The 18,685-nt window shown below is 67.5% G+C and carries 20 protein-coding genes and 1 pseudogene; 11 read left to right on the top strand and 10 right to left on the bottom strand.

Annotated features, from left to right (window positions below; genetic code table 11):
- Nucleotides 1-61: 61 nt before the first annotated feature.
- Nucleotides 62-619 carry a GNAT family N-acetyltransferase gene (locus tag AB0J62_RS38625; RefSeq protein ID WP_363882216.1) on the bottom strand — a complete coding sequence of 186 codons (558 nt, stop codon included), beginning with the start codon at nt 617-619 and terminating at the stop codon, nt 62-64.
- A gap of 31 nt (nt 620-650) precedes the next feature.
- Nucleotides 651-1,508, bottom strand: a complete 858-nt coding sequence (locus tag AB0J62_RS38620) for a lysozyme (protein ID WP_363882214.1) — start codon at nt 1,506-1,508, stop codon at nt 651-653.
- 133 nt (nt 1,509-1,641) lie between these two features.
- Here AB0J62_RS38620 and cysS point away from each other — a divergent pair, with 133 nt between their 5' ends.
- The 4 genes from cysS to AB0J62_RS38600 are packed head-to-tail and all read left to right on the top strand — an operon-like array spanning nt 1,642 to nt 4,750.
- A complete protein-coding gene (gene cysS, locus AB0J62_RS38615) occupies nt 1,642-3,069 on the top strand; it encodes a cysteine--tRNA ligase (protein ID WP_363882212.1) in 1,428 nt (475 codons plus the stop codon).
- A 1-nt stretch (nt 3,070) separates the two neighbouring features.
- Entirely contained in the window at nt 3,071-4,036 is a 966-nt protein-coding gene (gene rlmB / locus AB0J62_RS38610; protein WP_363882210.1) for a 23S rRNA (guanosine(2251)-2'-O)-methyltransferase RlmB, read from the top strand.
- Nucleotides 4,037-4,067: 31 nt separating this feature from the next.
- Complete coding sequence (locus AB0J62_RS38605) at nt 4,068-4,349, top strand: type II toxin-antitoxin system prevent-host-death family antitoxin (protein WP_363882208.1); 282 nt, start codon at nt 4,068-4,070, stop codon at nt 4,347-4,349.
- Nucleotides 4,346-4,750: a type II toxin-antitoxin system VapC family toxin gene (locus tag AB0J62_RS38600; RefSeq protein WP_363882206.1), complete on the top strand. Its 405-nt coding sequence runs from the start codon at nt 4,346-4,348 to the stop codon at nt 4,748-4,750. Before AB0J62_RS38605 ends, AB0J62_RS38600 begins: the two co-directional genes overlap by 4 nt.
- 47 nt (nt 4,751-4,797) lie before the next feature.
- On the opposite strand, the gene AB0J62_RS38595 is transcribed toward AB0J62_RS38600, so the two are convergent.
- The 3 genes from AB0J62_RS38595 to AB0J62_RS38585 form a co-directional block, all read right to left on the bottom strand.
- Nucleotides 4,798-5,676 carry a S1 family peptidase gene (locus tag AB0J62_RS38595; RefSeq protein ID WP_363882418.1) on the bottom strand — a complete coding sequence of 293 codons (879 nt, stop codon included), beginning with the start codon at nt 5,674-5,676 and terminating at the stop codon, nt 4,798-4,800.
- A 142-nt stretch (nt 5,677-5,818) separates the two neighbouring features.
- Nucleotides 5,819-6,697, bottom strand: a complete 879-nt coding sequence (locus tag AB0J62_RS38590) for a S1 family peptidase (protein ID WP_363882203.1) — start codon at nt 6,695-6,697, stop codon at nt 5,819-5,821.
- Nucleotides 6,698-6,947: 250 nt separating this feature from the next.
- Nucleotides 6,948-7,532, bottom strand: a complete 585-nt coding sequence (locus tag AB0J62_RS38585; RefSeq protein WP_363882201.1) for a TetR/AcrR family transcriptional regulator — start codon at nt 7,530-7,532, stop codon at nt 6,948-6,950.
- An 86-nt stretch (nt 7,533-7,618) separates the two neighbouring features.
- Here AB0J62_RS38585 and AB0J62_RS38580 point away from each other — a divergent pair, with 86 nt between their 5' ends.
- The 3 genes from AB0J62_RS38580 to AB0J62_RS38570 are packed head-to-tail and all read left to right on the top strand — an operon-like array spanning nt 7,619 to nt 9,993.
- Nucleotides 7,619-8,767, top strand: a complete 1,149-nt coding sequence (locus AB0J62_RS38580; RefSeq protein WP_363882199.1) for an acyl-CoA dehydrogenase family protein — start codon at nt 7,619-7,621, stop codon at nt 8,765-8,767.
- The gene (locus tag AB0J62_RS38575) at nt 8,768-9,535 is read left to right on the top strand and encodes an SDR family NAD(P)-dependent oxidoreductase (protein ID WP_363882196.1); all 768 of its coding nucleotides are present in this window, start codon (nt 8,768-8,770) and stop codon (nt 9,533-9,535) included.
- Nucleotides 9,532-9,993, top strand: coding sequence for an NUDIX domain-containing protein (locus tag AB0J62_RS38570; protein ID WP_363882194.1), 462 nt, complete (start codon nt 9,532-9,534; stop codon nt 9,991-9,993). Before AB0J62_RS38575 ends, AB0J62_RS38570 begins: the two co-directional genes overlap by 4 nt.
- A gap of 25 nt (nt 9,994-10,018) precedes the next feature.
- On the opposite strand, the gene dgoD is transcribed toward AB0J62_RS38570, so the two are convergent.
- From dgoD to AB0J62_RS38545, 5 genes and pseudogenes are all read right to left on the bottom strand, one after another.
- Entirely contained in the window at nt 10,019-11,164 is a 1,146-nt protein-coding gene (gene dgoD, locus AB0J62_RS38565) for a galactonate dehydratase (RefSeq protein ID WP_363882192.1), read from the bottom strand.
- 53 nt (nt 11,165-11,217) lie between these two features.
- Nucleotides 11,218-12,258, bottom strand: coding sequence for a hypothetical protein (locus AB0J62_RS38560; RefSeq protein ID WP_363882190.1), 1,041 nt, complete (start codon nt 12,256-12,258; stop codon nt 11,218-11,220).
- Nucleotides 12,258-12,518: a sigma-70 family RNA polymerase sigma factor gene (locus AB0J62_RS38555; RefSeq protein WP_363882416.1), complete on the bottom strand. Its 261-nt coding sequence runs from the start codon at nt 12,516-12,518 to the stop codon at nt 12,258-12,260. The genes AB0J62_RS38560 and AB0J62_RS38555 overlap by 1 nt, the downstream gene beginning before the upstream one ends.
- A 74-nt stretch (nt 12,519-12,592) precedes the next feature.
- Nucleotides 12,593-12,751, bottom strand: a pseudogene (locus AB0J62_RS38550) (SigE family RNA polymerase sigma factor); the annotation flags it as partial.
- A gap of 51 nt (nt 12,752-12,802) precedes the next feature.
- Complete coding sequence (locus tag AB0J62_RS38545) at nt 12,803-14,050, bottom strand: DUF4032 domain-containing protein (RefSeq protein WP_350849865.1); 1,248 nt, start codon at nt 14,048-14,050, stop codon at nt 12,803-12,805.
- A gap of 67 nt (nt 14,051-14,117) precedes the next feature.
- Between AB0J62_RS38545 and AB0J62_RS38540 the strand changes: the two genes are divergently transcribed.
- From AB0J62_RS38540 to AB0J62_RS38525, 4 genes are all read left to right on the top strand, one after another.
- Nucleotides 14,118-15,110, top strand: a complete 993-nt coding sequence (locus AB0J62_RS38540) for a LacI family DNA-binding transcriptional regulator (protein WP_363882188.1) — start codon at nt 14,118-14,120, stop codon at nt 15,108-15,110.
- Between the two features lie 174 nt (nt 15,111-15,284).
- The gene (locus AB0J62_RS38535; RefSeq protein ID WP_363882186.1) at nt 15,285-16,655 is read left to right on the top strand and encodes an extracellular solute-binding protein; all 1,371 of its coding nucleotides are present in this window, start codon (nt 15,285-15,287) and stop codon (nt 16,653-16,655) included.
- On the top strand, nt 16,655-17,647 hold the full coding sequence (locus AB0J62_RS38530; RefSeq protein WP_363882184.1) for a sugar ABC transporter permease: 993 nt from the start codon (nt 16,655-16,657) through the stop codon (nt 17,645-17,647). Before AB0J62_RS38535 ends, AB0J62_RS38530 begins: the two co-directional genes overlap by 1 nt.
- Nucleotides 17,644-18,513 (top strand): carbohydrate ABC transporter permease, encoded by an 870-nt coding sequence (locus AB0J62_RS38525; protein WP_134105551.1) that lies wholly within the window; start codon nt 17,644-17,646, stop codon nt 18,511-18,513. Before AB0J62_RS38530 ends, AB0J62_RS38525 begins: the two co-directional genes overlap by 4 nt.
- The last annotated feature ends 172 nt before the right edge of the window (nt 18,514-18,685 follow it).

Below are 18,685 nucleotides of genomic sequence, written 5' to 3'. Positions count from 1 at the left end.
AGTTTGACGGTAGACCTGGATGGCACTGACTGCCATGTGACAGCGCGCCGAAGCCAAAAACTTACGAACGCTTGTTCCATTCCGATTTCAGCATCGCGAAGACCAGTTCGTCGGTCCATTCGCCCTTGAGGTACTCGTTCTGCACGAAATGCGCCTCCTGGCGCAGGCCGAGGCGCTTGAGCAGATTGACCGAACCGTCGTTGCGGGCGTCCAGCCGGGCGATGATCCGGTGCATACCGAGCTCGTCGAACCCGATGCGGAGCAGCTCGACAGCGGCTTCGCTGGCGTACCCGTGACCGGCCGACTCCGGGTGGAAGACGTACCCGATCTCCCCGGTGCGCTGCTCGACGCTGTTCAGGAACAGCACGACCTCACCGAGGTGCCGGCCGGTGTCCCGGAGGATGACCGCGGCGGTGAGCGCTTGACCGTCGCGGTCCATCGCAACGTCGGCCATCCGGCCGGCGAGAGCCTCCTTGACCTGCTCGGGCGTCCGTACGTCGTACAGCAGGTAACGGGTGACGTCCGGGTTCGACTGCAGTTTCAGCAGGTCGTCGTAATCGGTCTCGACATAGCGACGCAGTGTCAGGCGGTCGGTCTCGATCGGCAGCGGGTAGCTCACCGATCGAGACTATGCGACCACCGCAACCTGTTTAGCCGTTGGCGAGTGCCTGCAACCGGGACATGTCGCCGTTGAAGCGGTCCTGGTCGATCGGCGTCGAGCTGTACTGCCAGATGGTGTGGAAGGGCCAGCCACCGGGCAGCGTCCCCGGCGAGGAGGCGTACTTCGCGACCCACAGCGGGTTGGTGGTGTTGAACGCGGTGCTGTTGCCGGTGCAGCGCGTCCACCAGTCCAGGTTCGTGTAGATCGGCACGTCCCGGCCGGTGCGAGCCTTGTAGGTGTTCGCGAAATCCCGGATCCACGCGACCATGGAGGCCGCGCTCAGCCCGTAGCAGGTGGCGCCGTACGGGTTGTACTCGATGTCGAGTGCACCCGGCAGCGTCTTGCCGTCCCTGGACCAGCCGCCGCCGTGGGCCAGGAAGTACGTGGCCTGGTTGGCGCCGCTGGAGTCGTTCGGTGTGGCGAAGTGGTACGCGCCGCGGATCATCCCGACGTTGTAGGAACCGTTGTACTGCTGGGCGAAGTACGGGTTCGTGTAGTAGTTGCCTTCGGTCGCCTTCGTGTAGGCGAACCGCTTGCCGGCGTTCCACTGCGCGGTCCAGTCGACATTGCCCTGGTGGCTGGACACGTCGATGCCTTCGACCGTGGCGTCGGGCGCCATCACCGCGGGAGCCGCGGTGGCCGCCGCGGCGGCGGTCGTGGTGGTGTTCTGCACCCAGCCCATGTAGGCGTCGCCGGCCTTCTCGATGCCGTGCTGACGGGCTTGGGCGGTGGGCTGGTGGGACGAGGTGCTGCCATCGGTGGCGATGGTGCTTGCTTGGGCGGAGCCGATCGAGGCCAGCAACAGGCCAAGAGTCACGGCGGCACCCGTGAAAAGGGCGGACTTCACGGTTTCCTCCAGAGCGATGAGGGGCGGACAGAGCGCTCGGGACTCATTCTTCCCCGGCTTCGGAAAGAATCAACCTTTGAAGCTGTGGTGCAGGTGATTATTTACCTACGTAACCTCCCGTTACCCTTGACCGGTGACACTTCGTTTGTACGACACCGCGACGGCAGCAGTGCGAGATTTCGAGCCGGTCCACCCGGGCAAGGTCGGCATCTACCACTGTGGGCTGACGGTGCAGGGTGCCCCGCACGTCGGGCACATCTACAAGGAAGTCGTCTTCGACGTACTGCGCCGCTGGCTCGAGCGCTCCGGCTACGAGGTCACCGTGATCGCGAACGTGACCGACATCGAGGACAAGATCCTCGCCAAGTCGGCCGACCGCGGCGTCCCGTGGTGGGCGCACGCCTACGAGTTCGAGCGCGAACTGCACTGGGCGTACGACGTCCTCGGCTGCCGCCCGCCGACGTACGAGCCGCGCGCCACCGGGCACATCCCGGAGATGATCGAGCTGATCGAGCAGCTGATCGCGGACGGGTATGCGTACGTCGCTCCGGACGGATCCGGTGACGTCTACTTCGACGTGAAGGCCTGGCCGGCGTACGGCGCCCTGTCGCACCAGAAGATCGACGACATGGAAGCCGCCGAGGACGCCGATCCGCGCGGCAAGCGGGACCCGCGCGACTTCGCGCTGTGGAAGGGCTGGACCGAGGCCACGCCGCGGACCGCCTCCTGGCCGGCGCCGTGGGGACGCGGCCGCCCGGGCTGGCACATCGAGTGCTCGGCGATGGCAGGCAAGTACCTCGGCGAGGAGTTCGACATCCACGGCGGCGGGCTCGACCTGCGCTTCCCGCACCACGAGAACGAGCTGGCCCAGTCGACCGCGGCCGGGCAGAAGTTCGCCCGGTTCTGGATGCACAACGCGCTCGTCACCACGGCCGGCGAGAAGATGTCGAAGTCGATGGGCAACAGCGCCATTGTGCGGAACGTGGTCGAGCGGGTCCGCCCGATCGAGCTGCGCTACTACCTCGTGCAGTCGCACTACCGGTCGGTGGTCGAGTTCTCGTTCGAGGCGCTCGAGGAGGCCGCGAAGAGCTTCCAGCGGATCGACGGTTTCATCACCCGGGCCGTCGAGGTGACCGGTGGGGTCGAGCCGGCGGCCGAGCTGCCCGCGGAGTTCGAGACCGCGATGGACGACGACCTCGGCACGCCGGCCGCCGTCGCCGTGCTGCACAACACTGTCCGGGACGGCAACAAGCTGGTCGCCGACGGGGACTCGGTGCTGCTGCGGGAGACCCTCGCATCGGTGCGCGGGATGCTTGGAGTGCTCGGGCTGGACCCGCTGGCCGAGCCGTGGGTGTCGCGCACCGGTGGCAGCGACGAGCTCACCGAGGTCGTCGACGGGCTGGTGAAGGCGCTGCTGGAGCAGCGACAGGCCGCTCGGGAACGCAAGGACTTTGCCGCCGCGGACGCCGTCCGCGACCGGCTGAAGGCGCTCGGCGTCGTCGTCGAGGACACCCCGCAGGGACCACGCTGGTCCCTCGCATCAACAGACGAAGGAAGCTGAAGTGCCAGGCAGTAGTCAGCGCAAGGGAGCCATCCGGAAGAAGCCGCGGGGCAACCCGACGGCTGGGTCCGGCGGGCGGGTTCGCCGCGGTCTCGAGGGCAAGGGCCCGACGCCGAAGGCGGTGGACCGGGTCAAGCACCCCGCGCACAAGCGGGCGAAGGCGGCCGAGCGCGCCAAGGAGCGGGAGCGCGCGCCCCGGCGGCAGGCGCGCAAGGACGGCGACGCAACCGTCGAGTGGGTGTACGGACGCAACCCGGTCGTCGAGGCGTTGCGGGCCGGCGTGCCGGCGTCGGCTCTGCATGTCGCCGAGGGCACGGAGCGGGACGCACGGCTGCGCGAGGCGCTGCTGGTCGCGGTCGAGACCGGTGTCTCGGTGCTCGAGGTGCCGCGGACCGAGCTCGACCGGGTCACCGCGGGCGGCTCGCACCAAGGCGTCGCGCTGCAGATCCCGCCGTACGAGTATGCGCACCCGGACGACCTGGTCGCTCGGGCGCACGACTTGGGCGAGGTGCCGCTGATCGTCGCGCTCGACGGCGTGACGGATCCGCGCAACCTCGGCGCGATCACCCGTTCGGCGGCCGCGTTCGGCGCCCACGGTGTCGTCGTACCGGAGCGTCGTACGGCGTCGATGTCCGCGTCGGCCTGGAAGACCTCCGCCGGCGCCGCGGCCCGCATCCCCGTCGCCCGGGCCGGCAACCTCAACCGGGCCCTCAAGTCCTACAAGGACGCCGGCCTGCTGATCATCGGCCTGGACATGGACGGCGCCGTCGAGCTCCCGGAGTTCGAGGCCGCCACCGAGCCCGTGGTCCTGGTCATCGGCTCCGAAGGCAAGGGCCTGGCCCGCCTGGTCCGCGAGAACTGCGACCTCATCGTCTCGATCCCGATGACCAGCGCCGCCGAGTCCCTGAACGCCGGCATAGCCGCCGGCGTAACCCTCTACGAAATCTCCCGCCGCCGCGCCTCTTGATGTAACTACATGATGTAGTTACATTGGTGCTATGAGAACGATCGGATTGCGGGAGCTGAACCAGAACCCGTCGAAGGCGGTGGCTCGGGTCCGGGCCGGCGAGACGATTGTGGTGACCGATCGAGGTCGTCCGGTCCTTCGTCTCGTGCCGGAGGTCGAGCAGCCCGGGGTCCTGCAGCACATGATCGACTCGGGCGAGGTGACACCGCCGGCCGAACTCGGAATGCCGGACCTGATGCTCGAGCTTGCGCCCGGGGTCGACAGCCTCTCCGATCTGCTCATCGCCGATCGGGACGAGGAGCGGCGCAGGTGATCTACCTGGATTCCTGCGCTCTGCTCAAGTTCATCAAGCCGGAGGCGGAGTCCCCCGCGCTGCGCGCTTGGCGTGAGGGGCTGTCTGCGGACACGGAGTTGGTCACCAGCGAGCTGGCGAGCCTCGAGATCACTCGCACACTGCTCCGGGCCGGAGTTGATCACCAGCAGGTGCCGTACTTCGCCGGGCAGGCGGTTCGTGGGGTCTATCTGGTCGATCTGACGTCGACCGTCCTCGGTCGGGCGATGGCGTACCGGACGGCCAAGCTGGGTTCGCTTGATGCGATCCATCTGGCGAGCGCCGAGCCCTTCCGGTCGGAGCTGACTGAGTTCGTCACCTACGACAAGGAGCTGACCAGCGCGGCCGAGGAGTTGGGTTTCCCGGTCCTCTCGCCAGCCTGACAGCACTGTGGGCCCGGAGTCGCTCCGGGCCCACAGTCATGTTTGGATCAGTAGACGCTCACGCCGTAGCGGGAGAGGGCTTCGGTGACGGGCTGGAAGTAGGTGGTGCCGCCGGAGGAGCAGTTGCCGGAGCCACCGGAGGTGAGGCCGAGGGCTACCGTGCCGGCGAACAGCGCGCCGCCGGAGTCGCCGCCCTCTGCGCAGACGTTGGTGCGGATCAGGCCGGTGACGGTGCCCTCGGCGTAGTTCACCGTGGCGTTCACTGCCTGGACCGTGCCGCTGTGCACACCGGTGGTGCTACCGCTGCGCTTGACCGCCTGGCCGACAGTTGCGTTGCCGGCGGACGTGATGTCCTGCGAGGTGCCGTTGTACAGGTCCACCGTGCCGGGGTGGTTCGTGTACGACGTGCTGTACTTGACGATCGCGTAGTCGTTACCCGGGAAGCTCGATCCGTACGTCGTGCCGAGCAGGGTGGTCTTGCTGGAGTTCGAGTACCAGCTCGACGCGATGTTGCCGCAGTGACCCGCGGTCAGGAAGTAGTACGTGCTGCCGCTGCGCACGTTGAAGCCGAGCGAGCAGCGGTACTGCCCGCCGTAGATGGCGTCGCCGCCGGCGATGTACTTCGTCAGCTTGCCGGACATCTTCTCCAGCGTGACCCGGTCGCCGAACTGCTTGGTCACACTGGTCAGCTTCGACAGCTTCGCACCGGTGACCGTGTCGTCGTACGACACGATGATCCGGCCGTTCGGGTCGGTCTGCCACGCCGTACCCGGGATCGTCGCGTCCTTGCTCAACGTCGACGTGATCGCGGATGCGGACAGGGCGGCGGGATTGACCGGCGCGGCCGAGGCCTGCGACGCCAGAAGTCCGGCGGCAGCAAGCCCGGCCGCGGCCAGGAGAGCGGTGGTACGGCGGAATGGGGACATGTTCACGGTTTCAGCCTCCTCACGATGAGGACGCCTTCGGGGCGGGGCGTCCTTGACTTCAACCGTCTCCAGTCCTACCCCGGATGTCCCTGAGTATTCAAGAGGTTCCGGAGAGTAGGGGAAACCTGCACCCCGACCTGTCTCAGTAGATCGAGACGCCGTACACGTTGAGGGCCTCGACCACCGGCTGGAAGTAGGTCACTCCACCGGTCTTGCAGTCGCCCGAGCCACCGGAGGTCAGACCGAACGCCCACTGGCGGTAGAACAGCGGACCGCCCGAGTCACCCGGCTCGGCACACACACTGGTGCGAATGAGGCCTGCCACGCGTCCGTCGCCGTAGTTCACGGTCGCGTTCAGCCCGGTCACCCGGCCGCTGTGCAGGCCGCTGGTGGCACCGGCGCGGTACACCAGCTGGTTGAGGCCCGGGTTCATCGCGGTGGTGATGTCCTGCGAGTGCCCGTTGTACAGGTAGACGCTGCCGCCCGGCGGCTTCATCTTGATGTCGGTGCGGTAGACGACGAGCGAGTAGTCGTTCCACGGGTAGCTGGCGCTGACCACGGCGCCGGTGTACACAGCGTGGTTCTGGTCCTGGTACCAGCGGGCCGCAGCGACGCCGCAGTGACCGGCAGTGAGGAAGTAGTACTTACCGCGTCGCTGCACGTTGAAGCCGACGGAGCACTTGTACTGGCCCCCGAACGTCGCCATGCCGCCGCTGATGTACTTCTGCAGCTTGCCGGGCAGCTTCTCCATCGTGATGTTGGAGGCGAGCTGCTTGGTCAGGCCGGTCAGCTTGGTCAGCTTCGTGCCGGTGACCGTGGAGTCGTACGACACCACGACGGTCCCGTCCGGCTTGGTCATCCACGCCGTACCGGGGGTGTTGATCTGGTCGTTCAGCGTCGCGGTGATTGCCTTGGCGGACAGTCGCGGCGGCTTCACCGGGTCCGCCTTGGCCGGTACGGCGGCGGCCAGGGCGAGCGCGGCGGCCGCCACCACGGCCGCGGTTCGTCGCAGGGTTTTCATAATCATCAGCCTTCCGGGGCGTACGGCTCTGATGCGCAAGATGGCAGCAAGAGGACGAGTCCCCAACCTTAGAGGTGCAAGGGTGCGCCTCCCGACCCCACGCCTACTGCGCGGCACTCGGCGGGCACCTCGGCGTGCTGGAGCGAAGGGAACGATGAACACCGCATCGACCCCTCCGCTCCAGCACGCCGAGGCACTCCGCCGAGCACCTGCTCGCTACGGCGTGGGGTCGGGAGGCGCACCCAGTGGTTCAGTCCAGGCGCAGGGAGTGCAGGACGAACGAGGCGAGTTCGCGGTACGCCTCGGCGTCGTTCAGGCCGGTACGCCGGGCGATGTCGCCGCGCTGGATCGCCTGCATGGTGTGCGCGATCATCTCGGCCGCGAACGCGATGTCGACCTGCCGGAACGTCTTGTGGTTGATCCCGTCCTCGATCAGCTGCCGGACCCGCTCCGCGGCGATCCGGGTGTTCCGCTCGTACACGGACCGGGCCGGCGCGAACGTCGCCACGTCGTCCAGGAAGGTCCGGCTGGCCGGCCGCAGCGCGTCCGCGACGGCGTTCAGGTACGCCGCGATCCGGCGGTCGTGGCGGGTCTGGCGGACGACCGCGGACTCCACCTGCGCGGTCGCGTTCTTGAAGTAGTGCTTGACCACCTCGACGGCGAGCTGTTCCTTGCTCGGCGCCAGCGCGTAAAGGGTCGTCTTGCTGCAACGCAGCTCGGCGGCCAGGTCGTCCAGGGTGAAGCGGCTGAACCCCTGCTCGAGGAACAGGGACAGGAGCCGGTCGAGGAGCTCGGACTGACGGCGGGTCCGCCGCCCCGGAACGACTGTTGTCATATCGAGACAGCATAGAACGATACGGAACTATGTTCGCCAGTATCGTCGGTAGTATCATTTCGTCAGCTGTGGAGAGGGGGTTCCTGATGGCTGTCGACCGACTCCTGCCTTCTGACGAATCCGTTGACCTACTCGCCCTGGTCCGGGACCTGTGCGAGCACGAGCTCGCCCCGCACGCCGCTCGTGCGGAGGAGAACGAGACTTTCCCGAGGGACGCGTTCCGCACCCTCGGCAAGGCCGGCCTGCTCGGCCTGCCGTACCCGGAGCAGTTCGGCGGCGCGGAGCAGCCGTACGAGGTGTACCTGCAGATGCTCGAGGAGATCGCGTCCGCCTGGATGTCCGTCGGTGTCGGCGTCTCGGTGCACACGATGACGAGCTACGCCCTCGCGACGTTCGGGACCCAGGAACAGAAGGACCGGCTGCTGCCGGACATGGTCGGCGGCGAGCTGCTGGGGGCCTATGCGCTGTCCGAGCCGCAGGCCGGTTCCGACATCAGCTCGCTCACGACCCGGGCCGTCCGGGACGGCGACTCGTACGTCCTGAACGGTACGAAGTCGTGGATCAGCCACGGCTCTCACGCGGACTTCTACACGACGTTCGCCCGGACCTCGGAGGACCCGAAGCGCGGCATCTCGGCGTTCCACGTGCCCGGTTCGGCCGAGGGGCTGAGCTTCGGTGCGCCCGAGCGGAAGATGGGCCTGACCGGCTCGACCACGACGCTGGTCAACTACGACAACGTCCGGATCCCGGCCGCGAATCTGATCGGTGCGGAGGGTGACGGCATGCGGATCGCGTTGTCCGCGCTGGACTCCGGGCGACTCGGGATCGCGGCGTGTGCGGTCGGGTTGGCGCAGGCGGCGCTGGACGTCGCCGCGTCGTACGCGAAGGAGCGCCGGCAGTTCGGGCACGCGATCGCGGATTTCCAGGGGATGCAGTTCCTGCTCGCCGACATGGCGGCCGCGGTCGAGTCCGCGCGGGCGACGTACCTGCACGCCGCGCGCCGGCGGGATCTCGGCCGGACGTTCACCCGCGAAGCGGCGATCGCCAAGCTGGTCTGCACGGACGCGGCGATGAAGGTCACCACCGACGCGGTGCAGGTGCTCGGTGGGTACGGTTACACCCGGGAGTTCCCGGCCGAGCGGTACATGCGTGAGGCCAAGGTGACCCAGATCTTCGAAGGCACCAACCAGATCCAGCGACTGGTCATCAGCCGCGAAATCCTCAGGAGTGTGTAGATGAAGTTCGGTCCGTCCGACGTCGCCCTGGTGACCGGTGGTGGTTCGGGGCTCGGAGAGGCGACGGTACGACGGCTTGCCGCCGACGGACTGGGCGTGGTGATCGTCGACCTGCCGTCGTCCGCGGGCAAGGCGGTGGCGGACGAGCTCGGCGACCGGGTGGTGTTCGCGCCGACCGACGTCACCGACGAGGCCGGGGTGACGGCAGCGCTCGACGCGGCGGCCGGCCTGGGTGACCTGCGGGTGGTCGTGAACTGTGCCGGCATCGCGACGCCCGGTCGCGTCGTCGGCCGCAAGGGTCCGTTGCCGCTGGCAATGTTCCGGCAGGTGATCGAGGTGAACCTGATCGGCACGTTCAACGTACTCCGGCTGGCGGCCGAGCGGATGATCGCGTTGGAGCCCGGTGAGGACGGTGACCGTGGCGTCGTCGTGATGACCGCGTCGATCGCGGCGTACGACGGCCAGATCGGGCAGGCGGCGTACGCGTCGAGCAAGGGCGGCATCGTCGCGCTCACGTTGACGGCGGCGAGAGACCTTGCGGACAAGGGGATCCGGGTCGTGACGATCGCGCCCGGCACGATGGAGACGCCGATGCTCGCCGGACTTCCGGAGGAGACGCGGGCGGTGCTCGAGCAGCAAGTCCCGCACCCGTCGCGGCTCGGCAAGCCGTCGGAGTACGCCGCGCTGGTGCGGCATATCCTCGACAACCAGCTGCTGAACGGCGAGGTCATCCGCCTCGACGGCGCACTGCGGATGCCGCCGCGTTGATCCGCGTTCCCGCGATCCTGCTGCGTGCGGGATCGCCGTTCGTCCAACTGTGGTGGCGGATCCGGCGACCGACCACGTTCGGCGTGAAAGCCCTTGTACGGCAGGCGGACGGCCGCTTCCTCGTCGTCCGCCACTCCTACGGCGACACCCGCCGCTGGGCGTTACCCGGCGGCGGCTACAAGCCCGCGCGCGAAACGCCCGCGGAGGCGGCTGCGCGCGAGCTCCACGAGGAGCTGGGCCTTGTGCTCGCCCCGGAATCCTTCACGGTCCTGGACACCACCGTCACCACGTTGGAAGGCAAACACGACACCCTCACGATCCTCACGGCGTCCGCGACGTCTGAAGCCTTCGCCCTCTCACCAGAGCTCGCCGAGGCCCGCTGGCTGACGGATCTCGACGAGCTCGGTGACGCGCCGCTCTCCCAGTGGCTGCTGAGAGCGCTGGCTCGCGCGAGCTGAAGTTGCCGCCTCACACCGTGCCGGGTCACCACTCGGCGAATGAACCGTCTTCGTGGCGGAGGATCGGTGAGCGCCAGCGGTGCGGATTCGCGGCGGCCTCGCGGACTACCTCTTCATTGACCTCGATCCCCAGCCCGGGTCCAGTCGGGCGCTCCACATGCCCGTCCGTGAAGGTGAACACGCCAGGATCCACCAGGTAGTCGAGCAGCTCGTTCCCGCCGCCGTACTCGATGCCCAGGCTCTGTTCCTGGATCAGGAAGTTCGGTGTCGCGAAGTCGATCTGCAGGCTCGCCGCCAGCGTGATCGGCCCGAGCGGGCAGTGCGGCGCGACATTCACGTCGTACGCCTCGGCCATCGCGGCGATCCGCCGTACTTCGGAGACGCCGCCGGCATGCGAGATGTCCGGCTGCGCGACCGCGATCCCGGTCGTCAATACATCCCGGAAGTCCCAGCGGGAGAACAACCGCTCGCCAGTGGCGATCGGAATACTGGTCGACTCCGTGATCCGGCGCAGATCGCGCGAGTACTCCGGCGTCACCGGCTCCTCGACGAACAACGGAAGCAAGGGCTCGAGCAACGGCAGCAGCTGCCGAGTGGCCGCCGTACTCAGCCGCCCGTGGAAGTCGAGCGCGATGTCGACGCCATCGCCGAGCGCAGTCCGCAGCGCCTCGACCCGCGCGGCCATCCGCCGCACCTCGGCGGCACCCGGAATCGGCGGCAGCGCCTCGGACACGTTGATCTTCACCGCGGCGAACCCGCTCGCGACCTTGGCCTGCGCATCGTCGACAAGAGCAGCGTTGTCGACCCCGTGCGCCCACGTGTACATCCGGACCCGGTCACGCACCGGCCCGCCAAGCAGTTCATGCACCGGTACGCCGTGATGCCGCCCCTTGATGTCCCACAAGGCTTGGTCGATGCCCGCCAGTGCACTCGACAGCACTGCACCGCCGCGATAGAACCCGCCCTTGGCCAGCACCTGCCAGTGCTCCTCGATCCGCAACGGATCCGTGCCGACCAGGTACTCCATACAGGCCGCAACGGCTCCCTGCACCGCCTCGGCCCGCCCCTCGACGATCGGTTCACCCCAACCGCTGATCCCCTCATCGGTATCGATCCGCAGGAACTGCCACCGCGGCGCGACCAGGAACGTCTCGTAGCCCACAATTTTCACGTTTCAACCCTAGTCAACATCTGCTGTGGAAAACCGCCGGACCGGCTGAGACTTCAGCGGGCCGGTGGGGTGATGGCGCGCGGCGGGTCGAACATGTCGCTTGGTTGGTGCGGTTTGTGGACGCCTTGCTGGACGAGGTCGAGCGTGATCGCGTCGGCACGCCGCTGGGTTCTTCCGTCGTCGGTCGCGAAGGTTCCGTCGACCGAGCAGTAGTCGGAGGTGATCCAGACCGGGTACGACGTGGCGCCGGTGTGCAAGGTGACGACGAAGGTGCGTTGGTTGATGTTGCCGCACCCCTTGGCGCGAGCCGGCGGCGGCCCTTCGGGCGAATCGTTCACTCGTCGTGCGAAGGCTGAGGCCGGTCCGGCGGCGAGGTCGGTTCCCGCGATCAGCGTGCCTCGCCAGTACTCGCACACGCCGGCCGAGGTGAACCGCTCGTTCGCCTTCAGCCCGGTGCCGTGCGGGTCGGGGAGGGTCGGCGTGCAGCCGTAGTAGTCGGTGCCAGTGATCGGGCGGGCGGAGTCGACGATGCGGCGGCGGAGCGTGTCGTCGTTCGTCAGCACGCTGATCTTCGTCCCGCCGACGAGCCGGGTCTCTTCGGTCCACCCCCCGTCGTAGTGCTTGATTCCGGGCGCCTGCACGTCGTCGAACCAGAGATACGGCTGCCGTTTGTTCAGTGGCAGTACGGCGTACTCGCAGGTGTACCAGCTCTTGCTGAGCCAGCCGCTCAACCGTCCGATCGAGGGGACGGCCGAGTTTGCGAACGTCGTACAGGGTGCCGGCCCGGAGATGTACTGCGTCCACCTCGTCGGCACCTGCACCTGCACCGTCTTGTACGACTCCCAGCGCCATCCGGCAGCGGGCGGGCCCGGCCGGCTGACCTGCGGGTCGGTCCGCAGCCCCGAGGTCAGGGTGTGTGTCGCGACGATCGCAGTAGCGACCGCAGCGGCCGCTACAACGACAGCGCCGACCGCGCGGCTGGTGCGGCGACGGCGCAGGCGGGCGTGTACGCCGGCCAGGAGGTTGTCGTCGGTGGGAGCGTCCGCGGCGTGCTTCGACAGGCTGTCGGCGATGAGTTGCTCGGAGCGGTCCATCAGCGCTGGACCTCCTCGGTTTCGATGGTGGTGCGGAGGCTTGCCAGCGCACGATGGATCTGCGAGCGGACGGTGCTGGGGGAACAGTCCAGGATCACAGCTATCTCCGCGTCCGGGAGATCCTCGTAGTAGCGCAGTACGACGGCTGCTCGTTGTTTCGCGGGCAGCGTCGCGCACAACGCCCAGACCGCGTCGTGTTCGGCCTGGTTGACGGCGTGATCCGGCGCTGCGGCCGACGTACCGGGTTCTCGGTCGGGGATTCGCGGCGGAAGAAGCGGCGCCAGCGGGAGATGTCGGCGTTGACGATGCAGCGGCGTACGTAGGCTTCCGGATCTTGGGCGCGGCAGATCTTCGACCAGCGTGAGTACGCCGCGATCAGGGCGTCCTGGACCGCTTCCTCCGCGCGGTTGTGGTCGCGCGTGACCAGGTACGCGAACCGCAGCAGCGCACCGCCGCGCTGAGTGACCCAGTCGTCGAAGTCGGGTGTCTCCATCCGGCACCTCCCACCCTGATCACGTCACGGAGGCCCGGAACGTTGCAAACCTCAGTCGGGCTCGGGGAGAGACGGTGTCGGCAGCGCGAGCTTCTCGTCCGGCTTGGCGGCCAGTACGTCGTTCACGTACGAGCGGGCCGCTTCCATCGTGTCGACCTCGTGGCCGGCCTGTTCGGACAGGAACCAGCGATGTTCGAGGACCTCGTGGAAGACCTCGGCGGGTTCGAGCTTGCGGTTCAGGTTGCGGGGGACCGAGCGGACGACGGGCTCGAAGACATCGGTCAGCCACTGGTGGGCGACGATCTCCTCGTCCTCGTTCTGCTGGTCGGTCGCGGCGGCGAACGCGTCCAGGTCGTTGAGCAGCCGGCGCGCCTGGTTCTCCTCGACGTCCAGTCCGGTGAGGCGGAGCAGGCGGCGGGAGTGGTGGCCGGCGTCGACGACCTTCGGCTGGATCCGGACCTGGCTGCCGTCCCAGTCGGTGATGATGTCGATCTCGGCGACGTCGAAGCCGAGCTCGTTCAGCCGCCGGATCCGCGAGTCCAGCCGGTGCATCTCGTCGGTGGCGAACTCCTCCGGGGCGGTCAGCTCGGCCCAGAGCGCCTCGTACCGCTTCTGGATCGACTCGACCGTTTCCTGCGGGTCGATCGACTCGTCGAGCAGACCGCCCTCCTGCAGGTCGAGCAGCTCACCGAACAGGTTGATCTCCGCGGTGTACAGATCGTGTGCCCGCTGCCCGTCGGAGATGTCCTGGTGCAGCTCACCGGTCTCGGCATCCACCAGGTACGCCGCAAAGGCGCCGGCGTCACGTCGGAACAGGGTGTTGGACAGCGAGCAGTCACCCCAGAAGAACCCGAGCAGGTGCAGCCGGACGATCAACGCGACCAGCGCGTCGATCAGCCGGTTGACCGTGTCCGGCCGGAGCGTGCTGGAGAACAGTGCGCGGTACGGCAGCGAGAACTGAAGGTGCCGGGTGATCAGGATCGAGTCGATCGGCTCGCCGTCGCGGTCGACCCGGTCGGTGATCACGCCGACGGGCTCTACCGACGGTGCCTCGAGGCGTTCGAGGTCGCGGAGCAGCCGGTACTCGTGCATCGCCAGATGCTCGAGGACCTCCTTGATCGCGTACACCGTGCCGTTGACCCGGACGAAGCGGACGACGTGCCGCGAGATACCGCGCGGCAGCGCGACGAGCTGGTCCTCCGGCCAGTCCTCGAGCGGGACGTCCCAGGGGAGCGACAGCAGGCCGGTATCCGGGCGGGTGGCGACGAATCGGGGCACAGCTCCCAGTCTGTCAGGAATCCTGAGGGTTCAGCGAGGTACGCAAGTGCTTGCAAATTCTTGCGTGATTAGGCGTAGAGTTTGCGCCATGACACGACGACTTGCAGAGGTGGCCAAGAAGGTCGGCGTCAGCGAAGCCACCGTGAGCCGCGTCCTGAACGGGAAGCCGGGCGTGTCCGAGGCGACCCGTGAAGCGGTGCTCACCGCACTCGATGTCCTGGGGTACGAGCGTCCCACACAGCTTCGCGGTGATCGTGCCCGGCTGGTCGGTCTGGTCCTGCCGGAGTTGCAGAACCCGATCTTCCCCGCGTTCGCCGAGGTCGTCGGCGGCGCGCTCGCGCAGCAAGGTTTCACCTCCTTGCTCTGCACCCGGACGGTCGGTGGCGTGTCCGAGGCCGACTACGTGGATCTGCTCCTCCAGCAGCAGGTGTCCGGGGTGGTGTTCGCCGGCGGTTTCTACGCGCAGGCGGACGCGCCGCACCAGCACTACGAGCTGATCCAGGAGCGCAAGCTGCCGACCGTGCTGGTCAACGCTGCCGTCGACCACCTTGGGTTCCCGCAGGTCTCGTCGGACGACTACGTCGCCGCGGAGATGGCGATCGGGCACCTGCGGGCGCTCGGCCACCTGCGGATCGGGATGGTTCTCGGCCCGCGCGACCACATCCCCTCACGGCGGAAGCTCGAGGCGTACCTCGCCGCGGACGAGGCCGATCCGAAGCTCGTCGAGCACACGATGTTCTCGCTCGAGGGCGGGCACGCGGCCGCGACCCGGCTGGTGAACGCCGGCGTCACCGGCATCGTCTGCGCCAGCGACATCCTCGCGCTCGGCGCGATCCGCGCCGTCCGGCGAGCCGGCCTGAGTGTCCCGGGCGAGGTTTCGGTGATCGGGTACGACGACTCCGCGATGATGAACTGCACCGACCCGCCGCTCACCACCGTCCGCCAGCCGATCGACGCGATGGGCCGCGCCGCGGTCGACATGCTGGTCGCCCTGATCGAGCGCGCCGTCGTACCCGCCGACGAACTGCTCTTCGAGCCCGAGCTCGTCGTCCGCGCATCCACCGCACGGGCCCGGATCTAGACGTCACGCAGTACCCCGGCAGCCGCTGACCGCTCTGGTCGGCGGCTGCTGTCGTTTGCCCTCTGCTGGGTAATCTCCCACGAGAAGTCACGTTTTTGCAATCTCAGATCGAAGTATTGCGATCATGCGTCCAGTTCCCTACGGTGTCCACACGATCCGAGGGAGAGGGTGGAAATGACGACAACGCGCCGCGGGCTCAGCCTGCTGCTGGTTGCGGGACTCGGGCTGGTGGCCGCGTCCTGCGGGTCGGACGACGGAAACAAGCCGGCCGCTGGGGGAGCGTCGGACGGACCGGTGACGATCACGGTCGGCTGCGAGCCGCCGAAGAGCAATCCGAAGGAGCGCGAGGCCTGGGAGGCGGACGTCGCCACGTTCCAGAAAGCGCACCCGAACATCACCGTCCAGGGCAAGGACGCGTTCCCCTGCATCAACCCCGACACGTTCCAGGCGAAGCTGGCCGGCGGCACGCAGGAGGATCTCTTCTACGTCTACTACACCGACGTCCGGAAGATCATCGAGAAGAAGCAGGCCGCCGACATCAGCCAGTACGTCGGCAGCGTCGGCGCGGTCAAGGATCTGCGTCCGGACGTGATGGGCGTGTTCAAGGACGGCGACAAGACGTACGGGCTGCCGCGCAACAACTACAACATGGGCCTGGTCTACAACCGGAAGCTGTTCACCCAGGCCGGTCTGGACCCGGCCAACCCCCCGAAGACGTGGGAGGAGGTCCGCGACGCGGCGAAGAAGATCGCGGCGCTCGGCCCGGGCTACGTCGGGTACGGCGAGTACTCCGCCGGCAACACGGGCGGGTGGCACTTCGCGGCCGAGCTGTACGCGCGCGGCGGGTCGATGGTGAGCGACGACGGGAAGACCGCCGCGTTCAACAGCGACGAGGGTAAGGCGGTTCTCGAGAACCTGAAGAAGATGCGTTGGGACGACAACTCCATGGGCACGAAGCAGCTGCTCCAGTGGGAGGACCTGATGCGGATGATGGGCGGCGGCAAGCTCGGCATGATGGTCGGCGCGCCGGATGTCGTGCAGTCGGTCAACAACGACTTCAAGGGCAAGTTCGAGGACTACGGCGTCACCGCCGTACCGGAGTCGGACGGGAAGTCGTCGCTGAGCGGTGGCGACGGGTACATGTTCAACCCGAAGGCGTCGCCGGAGAAGATCAAGGCCGGTCTGCAGTGGCTCGAGTTCCACGAGTTGACGCCGGGCAAGGGCCAGTTCGACTACGCGCGGTCGAAGCAGCAGGGTCGCCCGGTCGGTCTGCCGATCCCGGACCTCTACGGAACCAGTGCCCCCGGCAACGAGATCACCGCGTTGCGCAAGCAGTACGCAACGGTCCCGGTCGACAACTTCGCGCCGTACGTCGCTGCCCAGGGCAACATCACCAACAAGCTCGAGCCGCCCAAGGCGCAGGAGCTCTATGCCGTCCTCGACGTCGCGATGTCCGCCGTCCTCACGCGCAAGGACGCCGACATCAACAAGCTCCTGAGTGACGCGGAGAGCAAAGCCAACAAGATCCTCGCGAAGAACACGTGATGGCGACTGCCACCCGAACTCCCGCGCGCCGTCCCCGATTCGCGGGGACGGCGCGCGGTGGGGGAGCGAGCGGCTCCGGAGGCGGGGCGAACGGCGCGGAGCGCGACACGGCAGGCGCCCTGCGGCGAGCGTTCGGGCGGAACCTCACGGCGTACGGATTCCTGTGTGGTGCGCTGATCTGTTTTGCGCTCTTCTCCTGGTATCCGATGATTCGGGAAGTTGTGCTGAGTTTTCAGCAGAACAACTTCGTGGATCCGGGGGTCTGGGTCGGGTTCGACAACTTTCGTACGGTGATTGCGGACCCGGCGTTCCGGTCTGCGTGGTTGAACACGGCGGCTTTCAGCGGATTGGCGTTGGTGATCGGATACGCCGTCCCGTTCGTGCTCGCCGTGGTGCTCAATGAGCTGAAGCACGCCAAGGCGTACCTGCGGTTCGTTGTGTACCTGCCGGTGATGCTCCCGCCGGCGGTCGCCGTACTGCTGTTCAAGTGGTTCTACGACCCGGGCGCCGGCCTCTTCAACCAGGCGCTCGGCGTCGTCCACATCCCGCCGCTGAGCTGGCTGGACTCGACGAGTACGGCGCTCATCAGCCTGGTGATCGTGTCGACCTGGATGAACCTCGGCACCGGAACGCTCATCTACCTTGCTGCGCTGCAGAGCATCCCCGGCGAGCTCTACGAGTCCGCCGAGCTCGACGGCGCCGGGCTGTTCCGGCGGGTCTGGCATGTGACGATCCCGCAGACCAAGCTGATCCTGCTGGTGATGCTGCTCCTGCAGATCGTCGCGACGATGCAGGTCTTCATCGAGCCGTACCTGCTGACCGGCGGCGGCCCGGAGAACGCGACTGTGACGGTCGCCTACCTGATGTACCAGTACGCGTTCAACTTCGGCGACTTCGGCGGCGGCTCCGCGCTCGGCCTGATGCTGATGATCGTGCTGCTGATCTTCTCCACGATCTACCTGCGTGTGTCGCGCGAGGAGGACGCCCGATGAGGACCTTGGTCTCACCGCTCGCACTCCGCACGCCGCGCGGCCGGGTGATCTACTGGACGATCCTCACGGTGACGGTTGTCGGGTTCACCGGCGCGTTCGTGTTCCCGCTCTACTGGATGGTGACGGGCGCGCTCAAGTCACCTGACGAGCTCGCGCAGATCCCGCCCAGCTTCTTCCCGAAACACTTCGACCTGCACGTGTACGTCGACGCGTGGGAGCAGCTCCAGCTCGGTGTCTTCCTGAAGAACACCGTGCTGTACGCCGGCGGCGCATGGCTGTTCACGCTCGCGGTCGACGTCAGCGCGGCGTACGCGTTGTCGAAGCTGCGACCGATCTTCGGGAAGCTGGTGCTCGGCGCGATGCTGGCGACGCTGATGATCCCGCCGATGGTTCTGCTGCTTCCGACGTACCTGGTGGCGAAGGACCTGCCGATCTTCCACGCCGACCTGCTGAACACCCCGTGGGCGATTTGGTTGCCGGCGGCAGCGAACGGGTTCTTCGTGTTCCTGCTGAAGCGGTTCTTCGACTCGATCCCGCGGGAGCTGCTGGAGGCCGCCGAGATCGACGGTGCTTCACCCGCGAGGATCCTGTGGTCGATCGTGCTGCCGGTCTCCCGCCCGATCATCGGAGTCGTGTCGATCCTGTCCGTGGTCACGGTCTGGAAGGACTTCGTCTGGCCGCTCCTGGTCCTCCCGGAAACCGACAAGATGTCCATCAGCGTAGGCATCGCGTCCCTCTCGGCCCAGATGCCCCAGAACGTCCTCATAGCCTCACTGGTCATCGCCAGCCTGCCCACGATCATCGTGTTCTTCATCTTCCAGCGAAGCATCATGGCAGGCCTAACAGCCGGAAGCCTCAAAGGATGAAAGAACCCCGCCCTCGCTCCGCTCGGGGCGGGGAAAGAGAGGAGCCGGCCCCGGCACGGGTCGGGTTGGACCCGACCCAGGTCGGACTGGAGGGAGAGGAGCCGGCCCTGCGGCGTCGGGGTGGATCCCCCGCCGGGTCGGGCGGGGGCGAGGGGTTGGCCCCTGGGGTCGG

It is taken from the genome of Kribbella sp. NPDC049584 (assembly GCF_040675555.1).
Taxonomy (GTDB): Bacteria; Actinomycetota; Actinomycetes; order Propionibacteriales; family Kribbellaceae; genus Kribbella.
The sequence above is the reverse complement of the archived record's forward strand: the minus strand, read 5'-3'. Positions and strand labels throughout refer to the sequence as shown.

Coding starts and splice junctions, on each gene's coding strand:
- AB0J62_RS38575 (WP_363882196.1), top strand. CDS start 8,768: ATGAAGTTCGGTCCGTCCGACGTCGCCCTGGTGACCGGTGGTGGTTCG.
- AB0J62_RS38605 (WP_363882208.1), top strand. CDS start 4,068: ATGAGAACGATCGGATTGCGGGAGCTGAACCAGAACCCGTCGAAGGCG.
- AB0J62_RS38590 (WP_363882203.1), bottom strand. CDS start 6,697: ATGAAAACCCTGCGACGAACCGCGGCCGTGGTGGCGGCCGCCGCGCTC.
- AB0J62_RS38535 (WP_363882186.1), top strand. CDS start 15,285: ATGACGACAACGCGCCGCGGGCTCAGCCTGCTGCTGGTTGCGGGACTC.
- AB0J62_RS38560 (WP_363882190.1), bottom strand. CDS start 12,258: ATGGACCGCTCCGAGCAACTCATCGCCGACAGCCTGTCGAAGCACGCC.
- AB0J62_RS38595 (WP_363882418.1), bottom strand. CDS start 5,676: ATGTCCCCATTCCGCCGTACCACCGCTCTCCTGGCCGCGGCCGGGCTT.
- AB0J62_RS38580 (WP_363882199.1), top strand. CDS start 7,619: ATGGCTGTCGACCGACTCCTGCCTTCTGACGAATCCGTTGACCTACTC.
- AB0J62_RS38585 (WP_363882201.1), bottom strand. CDS start 7,532: ATGACAACAGTCGTTCCGGGGCGGCGGACCCGCCGTCAGTCCGAGCTC.
- AB0J62_RS38525 (WP_134105551.1), top strand. CDS start 17,644: ATGAGGACCTTGGTCTCACCGCTCGCACTCCGCACGCCGCGCGGCCGG.
- AB0J62_RS38530 (WP_363882184.1), top strand. CDS start 16,655: ATGGCGACTGCCACCCGAACTCCCGCGCGCCGTCCCCGATTCGCGGGG.
- AB0J62_RS38540 (WP_363882188.1), top strand. CDS start 14,118: ATGACACGACGACTTGCAGAGGTGGCCAAGAAGGTCGGCGTCAGCGAA.